This is a genomic window from Enterobacter sp. Lyrl_3 (genome assembly GCF_051948675.1).
Classification (GTDB): domain Bacteria; phylum Pseudomonadota; class Gammaproteobacteria; order Enterobacterales; family Enterobacteriaceae; genus Enterobacter; species Enterobacter cloacae.
Genome location: NZ_JAYJLI010000001.1, coordinates 376491 through 396990 on the forward strand (window position 1 = coordinate 376491; position 20500 = coordinate 396990).

The window sequence follows — 20500 nt, forward strand, 5'->3', positions numbered from 1 at the left end:
ATCACCTCGGATTGGCTGGTGGCGATGTTGGAACGGCAGCCGAAGGAACGGCCCCAGGCTGTTTTAAATCGTCCAGTGACTCATTCTGACTTTCGGCGTTTTCATGCAGGATGGCCTGCTCCGCCTGCTGGTTCAGCACTAAAAGACTGATACGACGGTTGATGGCGTCATCCGGCCCGCGGTCGGAGACACGCATGGTTGCTGCCATGCCGACCACGCGCAGTACCTTGCCATCATCAAGCCCACCCGCCACCAGCTCGCGACGCGAGGCGTTGGCACGATCGGCAGAAAGCTCCCAGTTGCTGTATCCCTTCTCGCCCGTGGCGTACGGGAAGTCATCCGTGTGGCCTGACAGGCTAATGCGGTTTGGAATACCGTTCAGCACCGGCGCAATGGCGCGCAAAATATCGCGCATATAGGGTTCAACCTCGGCGCTACCGGTTTTGAACATCGGGCGGTTCTGGCTATCAATAATCTGGATACGCAGCCCTTCCTGCACCAGATCGATCTTCAGATGCGGTCGCAGCGCGCGCAGTTTCGGGTCCGCTTCAATCAGCTGATCGAGATCGCCGCGCAGTTTCTTCAGACGCGCCTGCTCCATCTTTCTCTTCAGCTCGTCGATGTTCGGCTCTTTTTTCACCTCACCCTGCTTCTGAGTGTAATCATCGCCGCCGCCGGGGATCGGGCTGTCACTGTTAGAGATACGCGGCCCACCGGAGACCGCAGTCGCCAACGGCGTACGGAAGTATTCCGCAATCTGAATCAGCTCTTTCGGGCTGGAGATCGAGATCAACCACATCACCAGAAAGAAGGCCATCATTGCGGTCATAAAATCGGCGTAGGCAATTTTCCAGGAGCCATGCGCACCGTGCCCATGCCCCTTATGCTTGCGCTTTTTTACGATGACGATCGGATGGGACTGGTTTTTCATGCGTCCTCAGTTGTCGTCTGTTGGTTTGGGTTTTTCACCGCACGCACGTGTTCTTCAAGCTCGATAAACGACGGACGCTCGCTGGAGTAAAGCGTTTTACGGCCAAACTCAACCGCGATCGGTGGCGCATAACCGTTGAGGTTAGAGAGCAGCGTAATCTTCACGCACTGCATCATTTTGGTGGTTTCCGCGCTCTTCTGGCGCAGAACGCTGGCCAGTGGAGAGATAAAACCATACGCCAGCAAAATACCGAGGAAGGTTCCCACCATGGCGTGGGCAATCAGCGCCCCCAGCTCTGCCGCCGGGCGATCCGCCGAGGCCAGCGCGTGAACAACCCCCATGACCGCCGCCACGATACCGAAGGCCGGCAATGAGTCCCCCACCAGCGCCAGGCTGTTGGCCGGCACTTCGGATTCGCTCTCGTGGGTTTCGATCTCTTCGTCCATCAGCGCTTCAATTTCGAAGGTATTCATATTGCCGCTGATGATCAGGCGCAGGTAATCGACAATGAAATCCAGCATCATGGCATCGGCAAGGATGCGCGGGTAGCTGGCAAAAATCTCGCTCTCTTTCGGGTTTTCGATATCCCGTTCCAGCGAGAACATCCCCTGCTGGCGCGACTTCGCCATCAGGCGATAGAGCAGAGCCAGTAGATCCATATACATGCTTTTGGTGTATTTCGAGCGACGGAACAGCAATGGAATAGCTTTCAGCGTCCCCTTGATCGATTTCCCGTTGTTGCCAACGATAAAAGCCCCTACCCCTGCGCCGCCGATGATAATAAGTTCAGCCGGTTGATAGAGTGCTCCAAGGTGCCCGCCGGTCATCATGTAACCGCCGAAAACTGTACCGAGAACTACCAGGTAACCTAATAAGATAAGCACGACATCATCCTTCCGCTAGTGACTATGGCAAGGACGTTCAGCTCGCAGCGTTTACCGAATCCAGGATAAAAAAAAGCAGCGGTAATGGCTTACCGCTGCTGGAATCTTTCCCACACGTTCGGGTTAAACAGCTTGTTCGATCTGTTCATCCAGCAGTTGTGGAATAATATCGGCAGCATCCCGGGAAAGTTTACGTCTTTTTACTGCACGGGATGGAGGCTGACATAAACTACAGGCGAAGCTGCCTGCAGGCTGATGAGCATGGGTAATGAAATTGCCATCGCAGCAGTTGCAGCGCGACAATTCAAGCATTCCGCTCTCAACAAAACGCACCAGCGTCCATGCGCGGGTCAGCGCCAGCAGGGGACCCTCTTCCTGCTGTGGGCATTGTTCAAGGTAAAGTTTATACGCTTTGATCACGGCATCGACGCCGCTACACAAACCGGTTTTGAGAAGGTACTGCCAGGCATTACAGAACATGGAGGCGTGAATGTTCTGCTCCCAGGTCATAAACCAGTCCGTTGAAAACGGCAACATTCCTTTCGGTGGGGGACTACCACGTAACTCTTTGTACAGTTTGATGAGACGACCACGGCTCAACTGAGTTTCGCTTTCCAGCATTTGTAAACGAGCACCCAGTGTAATCAGCTCCATGGCCAACTGTATGTCACGCGCTTCCTGAACAATGCTTTTCTCGCTCATTTCTACGCTCTTTTTTTACGGGCTGCGTCATCAGGCTGGCTGATTTCGTTGAGCAAGCGGGTGGAGAGAAGAATACCGGTATGGATCTGTTGCAGATCGTCCACACGAGATTCCTGTGTCAGCCGCGTGATAGTCTGAGGATTATCGAAGCGGAACTGGCAAACCAGTTGATTCGTTTCAGCCAGTTTAACCATTTGCGGCAGGGTTAACCCGCCCAGCATGGTTGCCATCTCTTCGTTAATACCTAAACGAAACATCGCGGACGCTTTGTCCTGACTAATCAATCGCTGCGCGAGCAGTAAATATGACAGGTTGATGTCATAGATATGTTTTAGCAACTCGGATGTATGCATTTTTCCCATCCCGAATAACCAACTATTATTTTTATGCGGAAAGACCGCACCCCGTGATGTCGCCGGGAAAACACCCGGTATTTAAAAAAAAGGCTAAATGCATAGTTGAATTTAGGTTTGTATTCTGCAAAACGTGCACCAACGAAGCGCGGATGCGCTTCTTACATGTTTTATCGTTTCTTACAAATAACTAAGATTTTTCCTAATTCGACGCAAACTCTACTCGTCAGTTTTGACACATACAATGCAGCCATCCTCAAATTTAAAAAAAATGTGATCCATGTCACATAATTTAAGTGAATATCATCCATAAATCCATCAGTGAGCCTTGTAATTTGTTCATTTTTTAACCGATCAAGACCATTTTATATTCTTTATGGACGAATACTCATGCAGAAGTGTGAACAGAAGGCGCATGGCGATTGCTTTTTTGAGCAATAGCGACTACCGCAACAATTCACACGCTATACATCTCAGGGCCACATTTTCATTACCTATGAAAAACATACAGTTATGCTTGAGGGGTGAAAAATTTGTTTCAAAGCGTGATCATTCACATTGCGTCTATAACGCTTTAAAACGATTTAACATCACGCGCATCAAAATGTGTGATTTACGTTAAGTTGTTAATTTTTTTCATTTGCACGCGGTTTGCCGTTATTCTTCTTATAAGAATAATTAATGAATAATTATGAGAAGCTTCACACTAATGACGTATTCACCTCTTGCAGAAGTGCTGATTTCGCGGTAATGCTGACACAGACGCGGTTTTTCAGACAGCTAAGGAGTGCGTGATGAGTTACTCCCATCTTCTTGTTTCTGTTGCAGTTTCACCGGAAAGTCACCAACTCGTTGCCCGGGCGGTGTCCATCGCCCGCCCGCATAATGCGCGCATCAGCTTAATTACCCTTGCGGCCGAACCCGAGATGTACAATCAACTGGCAGCCCCCATGCTGGAAGATATTCGTGGGGTATTACAGGAAGAAACGCAGCAATTTCTGCAGGAGCTGGTGGAGAAAGCGCAATATCCCATTTATCAGACCGTCATTGCGACAGGTGAACTGAATGCGCATATTCTCGACGTATGTCGCAAAGAGAAAATTGATTTAGTGATATGCGGTAATCATAACCAAAGCTTTATTTCACGGGCGGCCTGCGCGGCGAAATCGATAGTCGCCTCAAGCCTGGTTGATGTGCTGTTGGTGCCTCTTGGGGGTCGTTAAACCCCCAGAGGAATATCACGCCAGTTTAGGGAAAGTCGCGATCTTTTTTTGCAGAACGCCTTCATGGCTTTGCGGCTCAATATTACGCAAATCGCGAATAAAACGTGCCTGCCAGTGATTAATATCGTTCTCGCGGATCGTATCCATCATTTCCGCATGACGGGAAATACGTTCCGTCAGCGGCATCGTCAGAGCACGGTTGAGCGCGTTCGCCACATCATCCCGGTCGTAAGGGTTCACGATGAGCGCTGAAGTGAGTTCGTTCGCGGCTCCCGCAAACTGAGAAAGCACCAGCACCCCCGGATCGGCCGGATCTTGTGCCGCCACATACTCCTTTGCCACCAGGTTCATCCCGTCGCGCAGCGGTGTTACGAGACCGACGTCAGCATAGCGGAACACCTTCATCAGGATCTTACGGTCAAAGTGTTGGTTCAGATAAAACAGCGGCGTCCAGCCCAGCTGACCGTAGCGGCCGTTGATGCGCCCTGCTTCCGTCTCCAGTTGATGACGAATATCCTGATAGGCCTGCACTTCCCCACGCGACGTAGGTGCAATCTGCGTATAGCGGATTTTACCGTGGTGCTGCGGATATTTATCCAGCAGCGTTTCATACGCCAGGAAGCGCTCCGGTAGCCCTTTGGAGTAGTCGAGACGCTCCACCGAGAAGATATTCTTCACGTGTTTCAGCTCGTTTTTAAGCTGCGCCAGCTTCGGCGGCAACGGACCAGACGCCTGCTCAGCAATCTCATCCGGCTCTATCCCAATCGGATAGACTTCGGTGTGGAACGTTTTACCCCAGGCCGTATGCGTTTTGCCCCCTTTCGTCATCAGGCGTGTTTTGCCCGATACCGAATCCAGGAACGCAATGCGGTCATTCTCAGTCTGGAAGCCCAACAAATCGTAATCACACAGCGCTTCCAGCAGCTCTTCATGCGGCGGCAGCGCGGTAAAAATTTCCGGTGTCGGGAATGGAATATGGAGGAAGAAGCCGGTGCGGTTGTTGACTCCGCGTTTTCGCAGCTCACGGGCGAAGGGAAGCAGATGATAATCGTGGATCCATAAAATATCGTCTTCCTCGATTAAAGGCAGCAGTTTATCCGCCAGCAGCGCATTGACGCGGCTGTAGCCTTCAAACGATTCTCGCTGAAATTTGACCAGGTCCAGACGGTAGTGGAATGCGGGCCACAGCACGGCATTCGAGAACTGGGAGTAGTACTCGTCATAATCTTTCTCTTTCAGGGCGAATGACGCCCAGGTGATGTTGCCGCGCGTCACCTTTTTAAGTGGTTTTTCTTCCTCACAGATGTCACCACTCCAGCCAAACCACAGCCCGCCAGCAGCTTTTAAGGCACCTAATACCCCCACCGCCAGCCCACCTGCACTGGCTTTTTTATCGTCAGGCGGTGCGATACGGTTAGAGACGACGACTAAGCGACCCATAATGGTTTCCCCCTTTGTTTTGCGCTATTTGTTGTTGTTGCTGGTTAGCGATGTCAGATATCCACTGCCAGACGCTGGTCACATTTGCCAGACGCCATTCGGCTTCAGTGTCACCAGGCCCAACCTTCACGGAGATCCCTCCGGCCTGATTCACTACACGAAACCCAGCCTCATCGGTCAGGTCATCCCCAAGAAAAACGGGCGTCCGGCCCCGGAAAGGCGGCGTTGCCATAAACGCGGCGATCGCAGCCCCTTTATTGATCCCTTTCGGTTTAAGCTCCACGACGCATTTACCCGGCTGCAGCGCCAGCTCAGGATGCGCCTGCGCGACCCTGGCGGCGAGCGCAAGCACGGCCTCTTCATGCTGCGGTGCCTGGCGATAGTGCAAAGCAAAGGCCATCCCTTTGGCTTCCAGCTCCGTGCCCGGCAGTTCAGCCAGTGCAGCAGCGAGCTGCGCCTGCAGCTTTTCGATTAATGCATCGGGGAGTGAAACGATGTGCGTGTGATCATGGATGTCGCGGCGCTCCGCTCCGTGTACACCGGCCAGCGGAAAGTGGTAAGGACTGGCGAGCAGATCCAGCTCGGCCATTGAGCGCCCTGATATCAATGCCAGTGCTCCCTCATTCATTTGCGAGAGCTGATGCAAATCCTGTAATACCGCCTCCGGGATAACCACCTGGTCGGGGTGCGGTTTTATCCCGGCGAGCGTGCCGTCGAGATCGAAAAAGAAAGCATAGTGTCCGGGCAGTACAGGCGGTGCGGTTAACAAGTCAGCCACCCTGGTCCTCCTTACGGTTTACGAGAGGTAAACGCCTTTACCTCTTTCATAGCCATGTAAGTATAGACAGTGTGACGTCGCTCGCCATTTGACAACCGCCCCGCCAGCGGAACTGGCGGGGCGGTTCAGGCGTCAACTAAGGTTATAAGTTGAGCAATTAAAAGACAGGAAGAACGTTACACGGTACGCTTCGCTTTTTGCTTGTAACGGTCGAAAATCACGGCTGCGAGCAGGATCAGGCCACGAACCACATACTGGGAGAACGGCGAAATATTCAGCAGGTTCATGGCGTTCTCTACCGTCCCCAAAATGAGGATACCGGCCACTACATATGAGATTTTTCCGATGCCACCTTTCAGCGAAACCCCGCCCAACACGCAGGCTGAAATGACGATCAGCTCGTACCCAATGGAGGTCATAGGCTGGCCGCTGGTCATGCGCGATGCCAGAATAATCCCCGCTGCCGCCGAGACCAGACCGGAGAGCACAAAGATAATGATCTTAGTGCGCACCACCGGTACACCCGCCAGTCGCGCCGCTTCCTCATTACCGCCGATCGCCAGGGTATTTCGGCCAAACGTGGTGCGGTTAAGCAGGAAGCCGAACAGGATCAGACAGGCCACCGTCAGCCAGATTGGCGCAGGCAAACCCAGCCAGTTCGCATAGCCCAGGGTGAAGAAGCGCTCGTCTTCAATCCCCACCGCTTTACCGTCGGAGATGATATAGGCCAGACCGCGCACAATCTGCATGGTCGCAAGCGTGGTGATCAGGGCGTTAATCTTCAGGCGGGCAATCACAAACCCGTTAACCAGACCGCTGATAACGCCCAGCAGCAGACCCGCCAGCACGCCAATCCACAGGCTTTCGGTCATGTTGATTACCACCGCCGTGGTGACGCCAGCGCAGGCAATGACGGAGGCCACTGACAGGTCGAAATCGCCCGAGGCCAGACAGAACAGCATCCCGCAGGCCACCATACCGGACATGGAAATGGCCAGCCCCAGCCCTTTCATATTAATGAAGGTGGCAAAGTTGGGCACAAAGATCGCGCAGGCGACAAAGAGTGCGGCAAAGACTACCAGCATGCCGTACTGATCCCAGATGCGGCCAAAACTGAAGGCCGATTTCGATTTCGGCGCTCCGGATGTAGTAACAGAGGACATCATTAACTCCTTACTCAGGCGACAGCCTGGCTAACTTTCGGCATGGCGAGACTCAACGCCTGTTGTTCATTCGCCTGTTCATGAAGCAATTCACCGGCGATTTCGCCCTCACGCATCACAACAATGCGGTCGGCCACGCCGAGTACCTCAGGCAGATCGCTGGAGGCGAACAACACCGCCACACCGCGTTTTGCCAGCTCATAGATCACGTTATAAATTTCGTGTTTCGCCCCCACATCGATGCCGCGCGTTGGCTCATCCAGCAAAATGACCTTCATATCCTCCGACAGCCAGCGGCCTAAAATCGCCTTCTGCTGGTTACCGCCGGAGAGATTCATGATCAGCTGTTCCGGGCCCGGGGTTTTGATGTTCAGCGAACGGATATGGTGGTCGGCGTTGCTCTCCTCCCAGCCGTCGTTGATCAGGCAACCGGCGCGAATAAACTTCCGCCGCGCGGAAATATTGATGTTGTCACGTACCGAGTGCACCGGAATAATGCCCTCCGCTTTGCGGTCTTCCGGGCAGAGCATCATCCCGGCCTGGATGGCATGTGCGGGCTTCTGGATATCGACCCGCTGCCCGTCAATGGATACCTGCCCTTCGGTGATGCGCGTACCGCCAAACAGGCCTTTCATTAACTCGCTACGCCCTGCGCCCACCAGACCAAACAGCCCGACAATCTCCCCGCTGCGCACCGAGAGCGAGATCGGCGTTCGCACACCCGGCGCTTTAACGTTTTCCAGCTTCAGGCGCTCAGGGCCGTATTCGCGTGGCTGCCAGTGATAGATATCTCCCAGCTCGCGGCCAACCATCGCCTGAACGAGCTGGTCATGATTGACCTGCTCCATATCGGTAAAGGTGCGCACGTACCGGCCATCTTTAAAGACGGTGATTGCATCGCTTAAGGCAAAAATCTCTTCCATACGGTGCGAAACATACAAAATAATGCGGCCTTCTTTACGCAGCTCGCGGATCACCCGGAACAGGTTTTCGATTTCACGCGCGGAAAGCGAGCTTGTCGGTTCGTCGAAGGCAATGATCTTGGCGTTACGCGCCAGCGCCTTGGCAATTTCAACCATCTGCCACTGGCCGATGGAGAGATACTTCAGAGGTGTCTGGGGATCGACATCCAGACCCAGATGTTTCAGCTGCAGCCCCGCTTCGTAATTAAGTAGCGACCGGTTTACCACGCCGCTTTTGTGCGGGAGCTGGCCTAAATAGATGTTTTCCGCCACCGTCATCTCAGGGATCAAATGCAGTTCCTGATAGATGATGGCCACCCCGGCGTTGAGCGCAGCGGTGGTATCAGCAAACGCCACCTCTTCGCCGCGAATGGCCAGCGTGCCGGTGGTTGGCGTGTAGTTGCCGCTGAGGATTTTCAACAGCGTGGATTTTCCGGCGCCGTTTTCGCCCATCAGGGCGTGAACCTGACCGGCATAGCAGTCGAAGCTGATATCGGTCAGCGCGTTAACACCGGGAAAGGTTTTCCCGATACCGCGAAAAGAGAGATACGGATCAGACTGTCGCATAACGTCTCCGTGATTCCTGTAGTGTGTACGTCTGGCCCCTCGCGGTTCGCGAGGGGCACAATCACCGCGTATTACTTACCGCCCAGTCCTTTTTTCGCCAGCTCCTCTTTGAAGTTGTCGCGGGTGATCAGCACCACGTCGGTCACTTCAGTAAACTTCGGCGGTTCCACCCCTTTGGTAACCCAGTTGTAGAGCATTTCGCTGGATTTATAGCCGTGCACGTCCGGGCTTGGCAGCAGTGAGCCGTAGAAGCCCGTCGCCTGCGCTTTAGAGAGCTCACTCACCGCGTCAACGCCGTTGATGCCGATACCGATCACATCAGGCGCTTTGAAGCCCTGACCTTCCGTTGCGCGTACGCCGCCCAGGACGGTGTTATCGTTCATGCCGACCACCAGCCAGTGCTTCACCTCTGGATGTTGAACCAGCATGGAGTTGGCGGCGTCGAAGGCCCCCGGAATGTCGTTGGATTTTGTCGGCACTTTATAGATCTGTTTTTCCGGGAAGCCGGCCGCTTTCAGCGCGTCCATCGACCCGGTGGTACGACGGCGGGCGGTATCCAGCTCGTCGGCGGTGATGGCCATCACGGCGGTATCTTTCACATCCCAGCCGCGTTTCTGCATCTCTTTATAGAGTTCCTGGCCCTGACGTTCGCCAATTTTGGTGGCCGCCATCATCACCAGCGGCACGCTGTCCATCGGTTTGCCCTTGGCGTTGACGAACTGATCGTCAACCGCAATGACCTTCATGTCGTAACCGCGCGCTTTGGCTGCAATCGCAGAGCCCAGTTTGGGATCCGGCGTACAGATAACGAACCCTTTCGCCCCGCTGGCCGCCAGGCTGTCGATAGCGTTCAGCGTTTTTTCACCGTCAGGCACGGCGATTTTAATGACTTCAAATCCTAAATCTTTCCCGGCCTTATCGGCGAATTTCCATTCGGTCTGGAACCAGGGTTCTTCCGGCTGTTTTACCAAAAAACCGAGTTTTAAATTCTCAGCGATAGCGGATTGTGACATAACGGCAGCCAGACCGATGGCCGCCAGCGCTTTAGTAAATTTGTGCATGGTAAACTCCAGCATTAGCGTTCTTTTCTGTAGGGAATATTTGCGTACTTCTTATTTAATCGGACTTAAAACAAGGCATTAGCGCTTACCTCGTCATAAGCGTTAGTGCTGGTGATAGTTTTAGCGGGAAATTAATCATCCATAAGAGAGCGCCATCACACCGCAGAATTACAGTAATTGCGTACATAAATTCAGCGAAAAATGACATAAAAACGGCAGTATTTGTCGGACAAATGAAACCGAGATAAGCAGAATTATCCATAAGATCAGCTAAGAAATCCCTGATACCCAAACCCCCGCGCTCCGGGCGCGATCGCGGTACGGCGTTACCATCATCAGGAACTGTGTAGCACTGGCGTTGCCGCAAAATATATTTTATGGCGTTATTCTGCGAAAATTGATTTAGCGCAATTTAGTCCGCGCATCATATATTTGAAATAGTTAATCCTGAATTAACTATTTCTCAGAGCATTATTCCGGCTCACTATTCCCAGTGGGTAAATATCGATATTAAAATAGCTAAAAACCAGTAATTTCAAGGCATTGGATAAATCTTATTTTATAACAACATGTTGTTATTTTTGTACTATATTAAATTTTGTAATGTATGGTAAAACGCACCAATTAAGAGTTTTCTTAAACACCGAGCAGGGGTATGCTTATTTATATCGAACACAGGAAGTGATTATTCGGTCGACTTTTGTCACTGCAGAAATGCTTTTCTGCCACTTACTCGTCTTAACCTGCCCGTTCAGGTTTTGTTACGGACATCACACTAACAGTCTATAAGGATATTGGTATGACTACCCAAACGATGATGCAAAAACTCAATGCGCAGATGAACCTGGAGTTCTATGCGTCGAATCTGCACCTCCATTTGAGCGAGTGGTGTTCTGAGAACCGTCTCAACGGTACCGCCACTTTTTTTCGTACCCAGGCACAAAGTAACGTCACCCATATGATGCGCGTCTTTAACTTTTTGAAAGGCGCAGGGGCAAATCCTATCGTCAAAGCCCCGGATGCAATTAATGGGCACTACTCCTCGCTGGAGGAGTTATTCAGGAAAACGCTTGAAGAGTATGAGCAACGCTGCGCCACGCTGAATAAACTGGCGGATGAAGCCAGGGCTCAGCATGACAGCGCAACACTGCAGTTCTTGCGCGATATGGACAAAGAGCAGCAGCAGGACGGCATTTTGCTTAAAGCACTGGCGGATGAGCTCCGCAACGCGCAACAGTCCGGGTTATGCCCGGAACAGACCGACCGTCACCTGCTCGATCTGGTGACAGTACAGCACCACTAAGCTTTTCGCCTGCTCCCGTTCGGGAGTGGGCCTCTTTTTCACAGCCAACCTCCTGCTTTTTAAAAGATTTAACAAATCAGATCTCGCTCTCAATGATTATCCCTACAACATGTAATGATTTATTTAATTACATAATTAATGACGAGGGAGCATCATGATCACCATTGAGTTTATTGTCATCCTCCTGTGCCTGCTGACAGGCACGCGTTTTGGCGGGATGGGACTGGGGCTGATAAGCGGTATCGGTCTGTTTATTTTGACGTTTATCTTTGGTCTGCAGCCCGGTAAACCGCCGGTTGATGTGATGCTGACCATCCTCGCTGTGATCGGGTGTGCGGCCACCCTGCAGACGGCAGGTGGGCTGAATGTGATGATGCAATTTGCCGAGCGCCTGCTGCGCAAGCATCCTCAGCACATCACCCTCCTCGCCCCCTTTACCACCTGGATGCTGACCTTTCTCTGCGGTACCGGCCATGTGGTGTACACCATGTTCCCGATTATTGCCGATATCGCCCTGAAAAAAGGGATCCGCCCGGAACGTCCGATGGCCGTGGCGTCGGTGGCATCGCAAATGGCGATCACCGCCTCCCCGGTCTCCGTTGCCGTGGTGTCGCTGATTTCCATTCTGGCCGCCCAGCATGGCATTGGACACGCGTGGGGGATCCTCGAAATTCTCGCCGTGTCAGTTCCCGCCTCGCTGTTCGGTGTGACTATTGCCGCCCTGTGGAGTTTACGCCGCGGGAAAGATTTAGCCGATGACATGGAATTCCAGGAAAAGCTGAAAGATCCAAAACAGCGCGAGTTTATCTACGGCGGAACCGAGACGTTGATGAATCAACGTTTTCCGAAACAGGCCTACTGGTCAACGTGGATTTTCTTCGCCGGGATCGCGGTGGTGGTGCTGCTCGGGGCATTGCCTGAACTGCGTCCGGCGTTTGAGGTGAAAGGCAAAATGACGGCGCTGTCGATGAACCTTGTCATTCAGATGATGATGCTCATTGCGGGTGCGGTGATGCTGGTCACCTGCAAGGTCAATGCAGCGACCATTTCTAACGGCGCGGTCTTTAAAGCCGGAATGGTGGCGATTTTCTCGGTGTTCGGCGTCGCGTGGATGAGTGATACCTTTTTCCAGGCACATCTCGACGAGCTAAAACTGGCGCTGGAAGGGGTCGTGAAAAGCCATCCGTGGACCTACGCCATCGTGCTTTTCCTGGTCTCTAAACTGGTGAACAGCCAGGCGGCAGCGCTGACGGCCGTGGCGCCGATGGGGTTAATGCTGGGTATCGATCCGAAAATGCTGATCGCTTTCTTCCCGGCGTCGTATGGCTATTTTGTTCTGCCCACCTACCCAAGCGATTTGGCCTGCATCGGGTTTGACCGCTCAGGGACAACCCGTATCGGCAAATTTATTATCAACCACAGCTTTATCCTGCCGGGGATAATTGGCGTGAGCTGTGCTTGCGCGGCGAGTTATCTGCTGGTACAGACCTTCTTTTAAACGCTTTCGGGCGACAGGCACTGTCGCCCTTCTCACGTTGCGCGCTATCAGTGAGATTCACTCTGCGGCGTGAATCTCAGCTCAATCAGCGCGATGGCTTTCTGGATCGCCCGAAGCGTAACCGGGTCAGCCGCAGCGGGATGGCTGGAAAAATCGATGTTTTTCAGCTGGGTAGACATCTTCTCACGCACTTCCACCGGCGCGATAACATCTAAGACATCAAGGATCTGTTTGATGACCAGCTGGCATGCGACAACATCAGATACCAGTTCCTGATCGGCGCTCAGGTTTTGAGACATGGGGTTTCTCCTTATTCAAAGGCCGCCATAGTAACAAAACACGCCCCCTTTCATCTCCCTTCTGGTGGTTGCAGGCATAAAAAAACCTGCCGAAGCAGGTTTTTTTATCAGAACATCGCGCCAGGCGGCACGTCTTTGAAGGTGTTGCAGTAGTTAGCCCACATGCTTTTGAGGATTTTGCGCAGTTTCATTGTGATGCTCCATTAACTTGTTATACAACTTTATCGTCAATGTGCCTATAATATGACCACTATCACAAAAATCAATATTTTTGTGACTCACATCACAATTTTTTCTGTATTCAACTACGCGTGTTAGCCGACAATCTCGCGCACGAAAGCCTCGATCTCTTTGTCCTGACAGTTTTCAAAGAAGCACTGCTGGAAGCGCTGGCCGGAAACGGCGGTTTTTACCAGCTCAGGATCGATTGCCCGCAGCGTGTCCAGATAGTTCTCTTTGACCACAGCGGCTTTCACCTGATTCAGGATCCCCGCATTACGTACCTGAGGCTCTTTGCGCTCTGGCGGATAACCTTCTCCCTTGCGGCCGGTGAACGCTTTTTCGAAGATAAAGCGAACGTTCAGCTCTGCACCCCAGCCGAAGCCTTTGGCAAACGGCAGGGCAAGCGCGTTACCGTTGTTAATCTGGGCGAAGAGAAACGCATCTGCAGGGTCGATACAGTAACCGCAGATCACGCCCGGGTGGATGTTCAGCGACATCAACGCCCCCTGGCCCGTTCCACACCCAGTCACCACAAAATCGACGGCCTTCGCATTGAGTAAAATGCTCGCCATGATCCCCAGATGGATATAGGTCAGATGATGGTCGTTCTCATCGCTCATGCCAACGTTATACACCGGGAACCCTTTTTCATCGGCGACCGTTTTTAACTCTTTCAGAATCACTGGATTTTTTGCGGCCTGGCTGTTTTCCATCATCAGTGCGATTTTCATTGTCTCTCTCCTGAATGCGTTGCGGGCGAGCCCATCATGGATACCTTTTCATCTTCACCCTACTATCACACAAACGTACTTTCAAATTAAATGAAAGATTGTTTTAAAAAACCAAAGAGGACTCACATTTTTGTTGATGACAGGTCTGAGCCCGGCCCGTTGCAAAGAGAAAGGGCAGATTGTCCGGCTATTCAGGGCATTGCGGCGGACAGCGAGCGGTACGATAACGTATTTCCCTCCACTCAGAGCGAACCATGAAAAGAGTCTTCGTTGTCGGCACGGTCCTGCTGCTCGCGGGATGTAGCATCAACCGCCAGGCACAGGTGAGCAGTCTGGATGCGCCAAATGGCATAGTCCGCCTTGACTATGGTCAGGCCGCCCTGCAAAACGCCTGGTCTGATGAATATGTGAACAATGGCACTGCAACCAAAGCGTGCCAGGGCATGGGATATGCCACCGCCTCCTCCTATGGACAGCCCATTAAAACCTGCACCCTGATTAGCGGCTCACTGTGTCTGAACGAGAGCGTGACCATTCAGTACAAATGCATGGGTTATGCTGTTAAACCGGCCACCAGTAATCCGTGGTATTAATCTGCGCTGCCAGTTTTGGCTGGCAGCCCGTTAAAATAAATAATTCTCATTTATAAATATAAATATCGCCAATGCGTTTTATTCCCATTCGTATTTTTAAATAAACAAATATTTATTTTACGTTTTGCATATAATTAAATAACAAATTATAGTGTCGCTCATTGTGAACCAGAAATAATAAACCGGAGCGTCACCATGCTGAAAACTGAAATGATCGACAAGCTCAATGCACAAATGAATCTTGAGCTTTTTTCCTCCCTGCTCTACCAGCAGATGAGTGCCTGGTGCAGCTATCACAGCTTTGAAGGTGCCGCCGCGTTCCTGCGTCGTCACGCTCAGGAAGAGATGACCCACATGCAGCGTCTCTTTGATTATCTGACAGATACCGGCAGCCTGCCGCGCATTGATAACGTGGCATCACCGTTTGCGGAGTATGGCTCACTTGATGAACTCTTCCGCGCTACCTACGAGCACGAGCAGCTGATCACCCAGAAAATTAACGAGCTGGTGCATGCGGCAATGACCAGCCAGGATTATCCAACCTTTAATTTCCTGCAGTGGTATGTGGCCGAGCAACACGAAGAAGAGAAACTGTTTAAATCGGTTCTGGATAAATTATCGCTGGCCGGTAAAACCGGTGAAGGTCTTTACTTTATTGATAAAGAACTCTCTACGCTTGATACCCAGAATTAATATCGATACGGCGCTGACTTTCAGCGCCGTATTTTTTTACATGCAACCTGCGCAACTGGTGCAGCGCCAGTCATGCGGATTTACGGCCTGGAAAAAGTACCGGTAGTTTGCCGCCTCAAGCGGGATCCCGGCGTCGAAGAATAAATCCGTCAGCCAGTCCACGTTTTCGATTATCCACTCATCCTCTTTTAACCCCTGTGCAAAGGTCTCATCCTCAGGATCGATAATCGAATAAATCGCCCATGTGCCCATATCCTTTTCACGTCGGGATTCCGGCAACGTCAGCGCCGTATTCTGCCAGCTGATGATCCAGTGGCCGTGACATAGCAAATTGCCTCCCCGGCTCCAGGCCGCTGTGAATGGATTTTCCCCCGCCATCAGACCCTCATTTTATTTTATGTTTTGCAATTTTTGTTTAAATTACGCCTGATTTTCACGCGATCCTATTGTCCTTATGAAGTAGCCTTACACCTCCGAAGGATCAGAGAGTTACCTGAAGAGCCTCGCCCGGCTAAAATCGTAAAGTTAAAGTTACACTTCTTGTAACGGTGATTTGACGAAATACGGCTTTTCCCTTACTCTGCGCCGCAGATTTTGTCGCGATCGTGAAGCGTTGTAGAGGAAAGCGTGAAAAACAGAACCCTGGGAAGTATTTTTATCGTCGCCGGAACGACGATTGGCGCAGGAATGCTGGCGATGCCGCTGGCCGCCGCGGGCGTCGGATTTGGCATGACATTACTGCTACTGGGTACGCTCTGGGCATTAATGTGTTACACCGCGCTGTTGCTGCTTGAGGTTTATCAGCACGTCCCCGCCGATACCGGGCTGGGTTCGCTTGCGGCACGCTATCTGGGCCGTTACGGACAGTGGGTGACCGGCTTTAGCATGATGTTTCTGATGTACGCCCTGACCGCTGCGTATATCAGCGGTGCCGGGGAATTGATCGCTTCCAGCGTCAACGACGGGTTCGGTGCTGACATTACGCCAGCGAAGGGGGCCATCTTCTTTACGCTCATCGGCGGCGGCGTAGTCTGTGTGGGCACCTCGCTGGTCGATCTGTTTAACCGTTTTTTATTCAGCGCCAAAATTCTTTTTCTGATTGTGATGCTGGTTCTGCTGGCACCGCATGTTCATAAGGTCAACCTGCTGACGCTGCCGCTGGAAAAAGGCCTGGCGCTTTCCGCGATCCCGGTCATTTTTACCTCATTTGGCTTCCACGGCAGTGTGCCAAGCATTGTCAGCTACATGAACGGTGATATTCGCAAGCTTCGCCGCGTGTTTGTTATCGGTAGCGCCATCCCGCTGATTGCCTACATTTTCTGGCAGCTGGTGACGCTGGGCAGTATCGACTCTTCCTCCTTTATTGGCTTGATGGCGGAACACGCCGGTCTGAACGGTTTCTTGCTGGCGCTGCGTGAAGTGGTAACTTCTCCACACGTTGAGCTGGCGGTGCATCTGTTTGCCGATCTGGCGCTGGCCACCTCCTTCCTGGGCGTGGCGCTCGGTCTGTTTGATTATCTGGCAGATCTGTTCCAGCGTCGCAATTCCGTCACCGGCCGCTTACAGACAGGGGCGATCACCTTCCTGCCTCCGCTGGCCTTTGCCCTCTTCTACCCGCGCGGGTTTGTCATGGCGCTGGGGTATGCGGGGGTGGCTCTATCCATCCTTGCCCTGCTGCTCCCTTCTCTGCTGGCGTGGAAGAGCCGCCAACAGCATGCCCGGCAAGGGTACCGGGTGGCAGGTGGAAAGCCGCTGCTGTGCATTGTGTTTGCCTGCGGGGTCGTCATTATTCTGGTGCAATTTTTGATTGCGGCGGGAATGCTGCCGGAAGTGGGGTAAAAAAAAGGGGCTATCAACAGCCCCTTTTTTATCAGTGTAAGCAACAGCTCTTAAACTTCTTCCCGCTGCCGCACGGACACGGATCGTTACGCCCGACCTTTGTGCCGTTAACAATCGGTTTCTTCGCTTCCGGTTGCTGTGGGTTAGCAGACCAGTAGTCGTATAAACGCAGCGCCGCTGGCTGGATACGCTCAATGCTGGCGATGTACTCCTCTTCGCTCAGCGCGTCCAGCTTCTCGCTGTTCTCTTCTGAGCCGTGAAGCGCGATGACATCCAGATCCGCTTTCAGCTCTTCTGGCAGTGCAGACCAGTCGGTCAGCGACACGCCGCGCATATAGCCATAACACCACTCTTCCACAACGGTGTAGCTCTGGCCGTCCACGTCGTTATAACCAAACATCGGCTCAAACTGATCCGGGTATTCGCTCAGGCGCTCAGCAATGTCGTTCATATGCTTAAAGCAGAGATCGATAAAACGGTTCATTTCTCGATCGTTTTTCCAGCGCGGGATATATTTCTCGCCGCCCCATACCGCCACCAGCCAGGTGTCTGGCTCGACAACCACGGGGCCGGAAAGCACTGCCGTAAGCATGCCGTCCAGTTCGGACACGTCAATCACGGACGCATCGTCATGACCGTAAGACATTAACGTCTCTTCCAGCCACGCCATTTCGCTTTCATTTAATGGGCCTTCAGTCATTGCTGACACTCCTGATCAAAAAGGAAAGGATCCTAGCACATATCGTACGCCTTTCCCGGCGGAAGTTACGGGAATTATTGCTGCAAAAACGTGCAAATCGTGACCCTTGCACAACTTATGGGCTTTATTGTTAACGAGATGTGATCTCCGCTGTAATTTTAGTGCGTCCCGCAAGGCTGCGTACAACGGCGCTCTATACTCAACATGTCGCAACGCCGTCAACAGGTTAACCATTCTGGCAACGATTTTGCTTAATCTTCAGCACGCGACACTGCGCATGGAAACCTCGCCGTATTAAGCAGGATGCTGACCGTATCTTGTTCGTAACATCATTTTTCTCGCTCGTGTTTTTGATTGGCTGCGCCGCCGGGCGTTCGGGTTTACACCGTGGTGCAAAAACCTCATTGCTAAGGAACACAATAATGTCGCTGAAATTAATCAGAACTCCTCTTTCTCTTTTGTTGGCCGGTTGTCTGGTGACGGCATTTTCCGCCCGGGCAGATATTGTCATTGGCGTGGCCGGGCCATTTACAGGCCCCAATGCCACCTACGGCGATCAGTACTGGCATGGCGCAACACAGGCAGCAGAGGACATTAACGCCGCAGGCGGGATCAACGGTGAAAAAATTAAGCTGGTTCAGGGAGATGATGCCTGCGAGCCCAAGCAGGCCGTTGCCGTCGCCAACCGTTTAGTCGACCAGGATAAGGTCAACGCGGTGGTCGGTCATTTCTGCTCTTCGTCCACCATGCCCGCCTCTGAGGTGTACAGCGACGCGGGGATCATCGCCATCACGCCTGGCTCCACCAACCCGCAGATTACCGAGCGCGGCATGAGCGATATGTTCCGCATGTGCGGCCGCGATGACCAGCAGGGTCAGGTCGCCAGCGATTTCATTATCGACAAGCTGAAAGCCAAACGGGTGGTGATCATTCACGACAAAGACACCTACGGTCAGGGGCTGGCGGACGCCACCAAAGCCGCACTGGCAAAACGCGGCGTGCAGGACGTAATGTACGAAGGGTTATCCCGCGGAGAAAAAGACTTTAACGCCCTGGTCACCAAAATTGGGGCGCAAAAACCGGACGTCGTCTTCTTCGGGGGCTGTCACCCTGAAGCCGGCCCGCTGGTTCGCCAGATGCGTGAACAGGGCGTGCAGGCAAAATTCTTCTCCGGCGACTGTATTGTCAACGAAGAGATGGTGACCGCGGCGGGAGGACCGCAATATACCAACGGCATCTATATGACCTTCGGTAAAGATCCGCGCCTGATCCCGGACGGTAAAGCGGTAATTGAGAAATTCCGCGCCGGTAAATTCGAACCGGAAGGATACACCCTCTACTCCTATGCCTCCGTGCAGGCTATCGCCGCGGCATTCAAGGCGACGGGCGGCAAGGACTCAGCCAAAGCCAGCGAATGGCTGAAGGCTAATTCCGTCGATACGGTGATGGGCAAAAAAGCCTGGGACAGCAAAGGCGATCTGAAAGTCTCTGACTACGTGGTGTATCAGTGGGACGACAAAGGAAAGTATAAGGAAGTGCCGTAACGGGACGGAGTCACGCTCAACGTCGGCAGGGCCGCCTGCCGACGCAAACAACACATCAGGCTGCGCGGTTTGTGCGGCCGTTATAAAGAGCGCGCTAAGATGAGTACATTCTTCCTGCAACAGTTAATTAATGGCTTAACGCTGGGCTCCGTCTACGGACTCATCGCCATCGGTTATACGATGGTGTACGGCATCATCGGGATGATTAACTTCGCCCACGGCGAAGTGTATATGATCTCTGCCTATCTCTGCGCGATTGGCCTGGCGCTGCTCTCCTTCTTCGGCCTGCAGTCGTTCCCTCTACTGATCCTCGGCACGCTGGTATTCACCATCGTGGTCACCGGAGTGTATGGCTGGACCATCGAGCGCATTGCCTATAAACCGCTACGCAACTCCACCCGTCTGGCGCCGCTGATCTCCGCCATCGGCATGTCGCTTATCCTGCAAAATTACGCGCAACTGAGCCAGGGGCCGCGTCAGCAAGGGGTTCCCACCATGCTGGACGGCGTGATTCGTCTGCATCTGGGAGAGGGGTTCGTGCAGATTACCTATACCAAAGTATTCATTCTGGTCGCCTCCTTCGCCGGGATGCTATTGCTCACCTGGATTATCAGCCATACCCGGCTGGGACGCATGTGTCGTGCGGTACAACAGGATCGAAAAATGGCCTCCATTCTGGGGATAAATACCGACAGGATTATTTCTCTGGTATTTGTCATCGGCGCGGCAATGGCCGGTCTGGCCGGGGTGCTCATTACCATGAATTACGGCACCTTTGATTTCTACGTCGGGTTTGTGATTGGTATCAAAGCCTTTACCGCCGCGGTGCTCGGGGGGATCGGCTCTTTGCCCGGCGCGATGCTCGGCGGGCTGATTCTGGGGGTGGCCGAGGCTCAGTTTTCCGGCATGGTGAACTCGGACTACAAAGATGTGTTCTCGTTTGGGCTGCTGGTCATGATCCTGATTTTCCGCCCTCAGGGACTGCTCGGCCGCCCTGTCGTGGCCAAAGTGTGA

22 protein-coding genes are annotated in these 20500 nt (G+C 52.8%); 8 read left to right on the top strand and 14 right to left on the bottom strand.

What is annotated here, in order from left to right; genetic code table 11:
- Position 1: 1 nt before the first annotated feature.
- From motB to flhD, 4 genes are all read right to left on the bottom strand, one after another.
- A complete protein-coding gene (motB, locus tag VF709_RS02005; RefSeq protein WP_013096052.1) occupies positions 2–931 on the bottom strand; it encodes a flagellar motor protein MotB in 930 nt (309 codons plus the stop codon).
- Positions 928–1815 (bottom strand): flagellar motor stator protein MotA, encoded by an 888-nt coding sequence (gene motA, locus VF709_RS02010; RefSeq protein WP_008500417.1) that lies wholly within the window; start codon positions 1813–1815, stop codon positions 928–930. Before motA ends, motB begins: the two co-directional genes overlap by 4 nt.
- Before the next feature lie 123 nt (positions 1816–1938).
- A complete protein-coding gene (gene flhC, locus VF709_RS02015) occupies positions 1939–2517 on the bottom strand; it encodes a flagellar transcriptional regulator FlhC (protein ID WP_013096051.1) in 579 nt (192 codons plus the stop codon).
- A 2-nt stretch (positions 2518–2519) separates the two neighbouring features.
- The gene (gene flhD, locus VF709_RS02020) at positions 2520–2870 is read right to left on the bottom strand and encodes a flagellar transcriptional regulator FlhD (RefSeq protein ID WP_013096050.1); all 351 of its coding nucleotides are present in this window, start codon (positions 2868–2870) and stop codon (positions 2520–2522) included.
- Positions 2871–3664: 794 nt separating this feature from the next.
- On the opposite strand from flhD, the gene uspC reads away from it, so the two are divergent.
- A complete protein-coding gene (gene uspC, locus VF709_RS02025) occupies positions 3665–4093 on the top strand; it encodes a universal stress protein UspC (protein ID WP_040019960.1) in 429 nt (142 codons plus the stop codon).
- 15 nt (positions 4094–4108) lie between these two features.
- Here the strand turns inward: uspC and otsA are convergent, their stop codons facing one another.
- From otsA to araF, 5 genes are all read right to left on the bottom strand, one after another.
- Complete coding sequence (otsA, locus tag VF709_RS02030) at positions 4109–5533, bottom strand: alpha,alpha-trehalose-phosphate synthase (protein ID WP_440230814.1); 1425 nt, start codon at positions 5531–5533, stop codon at positions 4109–4111.
- A complete protein-coding gene (otsB, locus tag VF709_RS02035; protein WP_013096047.1) occupies positions 5508–6311 on the bottom strand; it encodes a trehalose-phosphatase in 804 nt (267 codons plus the stop codon). The genes otsA and otsB overlap by 26 nt, the downstream gene beginning before the upstream one ends.
- Positions 6312–6487: 176 nt before the next feature.
- The gene (gene araH, locus VF709_RS02040; RefSeq protein ID WP_013096046.1) at positions 6488–7474 is read right to left on the bottom strand and encodes an L-arabinose ABC transporter permease AraH; all 987 of its coding nucleotides are present in this window, start codon (positions 7472–7474) and stop codon (positions 6488–6490) included.
- A 14-nt stretch (positions 7475–7488) separates the two neighbouring features.
- The gene (gene araG / locus VF709_RS02045; protein ID WP_013096045.1) at positions 7489–9003 is read right to left on the bottom strand and encodes an L-arabinose ABC transporter ATP-binding protein AraG; all 1515 of its coding nucleotides are present in this window, start codon (positions 9001–9003) and stop codon (positions 7489–7491) included.
- A 71-nt stretch (positions 9004–9074) separates the two neighbouring features.
- On the bottom strand, positions 9075–10064 hold the full coding sequence (araF, locus tag VF709_RS02050) for an arabinose ABC transporter substrate-binding protein AraF (RefSeq protein ID WP_028027935.1): 990 nt from the start codon (positions 10062–10064) through the stop codon (positions 9075–9077).
- A 799-nt stretch (positions 10065–10863) separates the two neighbouring features.
- Between araF and VF709_RS02055 the strand changes: the two genes are divergently transcribed.
- Positions 10864–11367: a non-heme ferritin-like protein gene (locus tag VF709_RS02055; protein WP_020687625.1), complete on the top strand. Its 504-nt coding sequence runs from the start codon at positions 10864–10866 to the stop codon at positions 11365–11367.
- Positions 11368–11521: 154 nt separating this feature from the next.
- Positions 11522–12865: an anaerobic C4-dicarboxylate transporter gene (locus VF709_RS02060; RefSeq protein ID WP_013096042.1), complete on the top strand. Its 1344-nt coding sequence runs from the start codon at positions 11522–11524 to the stop codon at positions 12863–12865.
- 47 nt (positions 12866–12912) lie between these two features.
- On the opposite strand, the gene VF709_RS02065 is transcribed toward VF709_RS02060, so the two are convergent.
- The 3 genes from VF709_RS02065 to VF709_RS02075 all read right to left on the bottom strand — a co-directional run bounded on the left by VF709_RS02065 (position 12913) and on the right by VF709_RS02075 (position 14117).
- Positions 12913–13164: a DUF2766 family protein gene (locus tag VF709_RS02065; RefSeq protein WP_023620128.1), complete on the bottom strand. Its 252-nt coding sequence runs from the start codon at positions 13162–13164 to the stop codon at positions 12913–12915.
- A 107-nt stretch (positions 13165–13271) separates the two neighbouring features.
- Positions 13272–13355: a stress response protein AzuC gene (gene azuC / locus VF709_RS02070; RefSeq protein WP_014832437.1), complete on the bottom strand. Its 84-nt coding sequence runs from the start codon at positions 13353–13355 to the stop codon at positions 13272–13274.
- A gap of 123 nt (positions 13356–13478) precedes the next feature.
- Positions 13479–14117, bottom strand: coding sequence for an RpiB/LacA/LacB family sugar-phosphate isomerase (locus tag VF709_RS02075; protein ID WP_013096040.1), 639 nt, complete (start codon positions 14115–14117; stop codon positions 13479–13481).
- A gap of 254 nt (positions 14118–14371) precedes the next feature.
- Between VF709_RS02075 and yecR the strand changes: the two genes are divergently transcribed.
- Positions 14372–14710 carry a YecR family lipoprotein gene (gene yecR, locus VF709_RS02080; protein WP_013096039.1) on the top strand — a complete coding sequence of 113 codons (339 nt, stop codon included), beginning with the start codon at positions 14372–14374 and terminating at the stop codon, positions 14708–14710.
- Between the two features lie 195 nt (positions 14711–14905).
- Complete coding sequence (gene ftnA, locus VF709_RS02085) at positions 14906–15403, top strand: non-heme ferritin (RefSeq protein WP_013096038.1); 498 nt, start codon at positions 14906–14908, stop codon at positions 15401–15403.
- Between the two features lie 36 nt (positions 15404–15439).
- Here the strand turns inward: ftnA and VF709_RS02090 are convergent, their stop codons facing one another.
- A complete protein-coding gene (locus VF709_RS02090; protein WP_013096037.1) occupies positions 15440–15781 on the bottom strand; it encodes a hypothetical protein in 342 nt (113 codons plus the stop codon).
- A gap of 249 nt (positions 15782–16030) precedes the next feature.
- Here VF709_RS02090 and tyrP point away from each other — a divergent pair, with 249 nt between their 5' ends.
- The gene (tyrP, locus tag VF709_RS02095; protein ID WP_149896315.1) at positions 16031–17242 is read left to right on the top strand and encodes a tyrosine transporter TyrP; all 1212 of its coding nucleotides are present in this window, start codon (positions 16031–16033) and stop codon (positions 17240–17242) included.
- Between the two features lie 31 nt (positions 17243–17273).
- Here the strand turns inward: tyrP and VF709_RS02100 are convergent, their stop codons facing one another.
- Entirely contained in the window at positions 17274–17942 is a 669-nt protein-coding gene (locus VF709_RS02100; protein WP_013096035.1) for a YecA/YgfB family protein, read from the bottom strand.
- Between the two features lie 422 nt (positions 17943–18364).
- On the opposite strand from VF709_RS02100, the gene VF709_RS02105 reads away from it, so the two are divergent.
- Complete coding sequence (locus VF709_RS02105; RefSeq protein ID WP_013096034.1) at positions 18365–19486, top strand: branched-chain amino acid ABC transporter substrate-binding protein; 1122 nt, start codon at positions 18365–18367, stop codon at positions 19484–19486.
- Between the two features lie 99 nt (positions 19487–19585).
- The gene (locus VF709_RS02110) at positions 19586–20500 is read left to right on the top strand and encodes an ABC transporter permease subunit (protein ID WP_020687620.1); all 915 of its coding nucleotides are present in this window, start codon (positions 19586–19588) and stop codon (positions 20498–20500) included.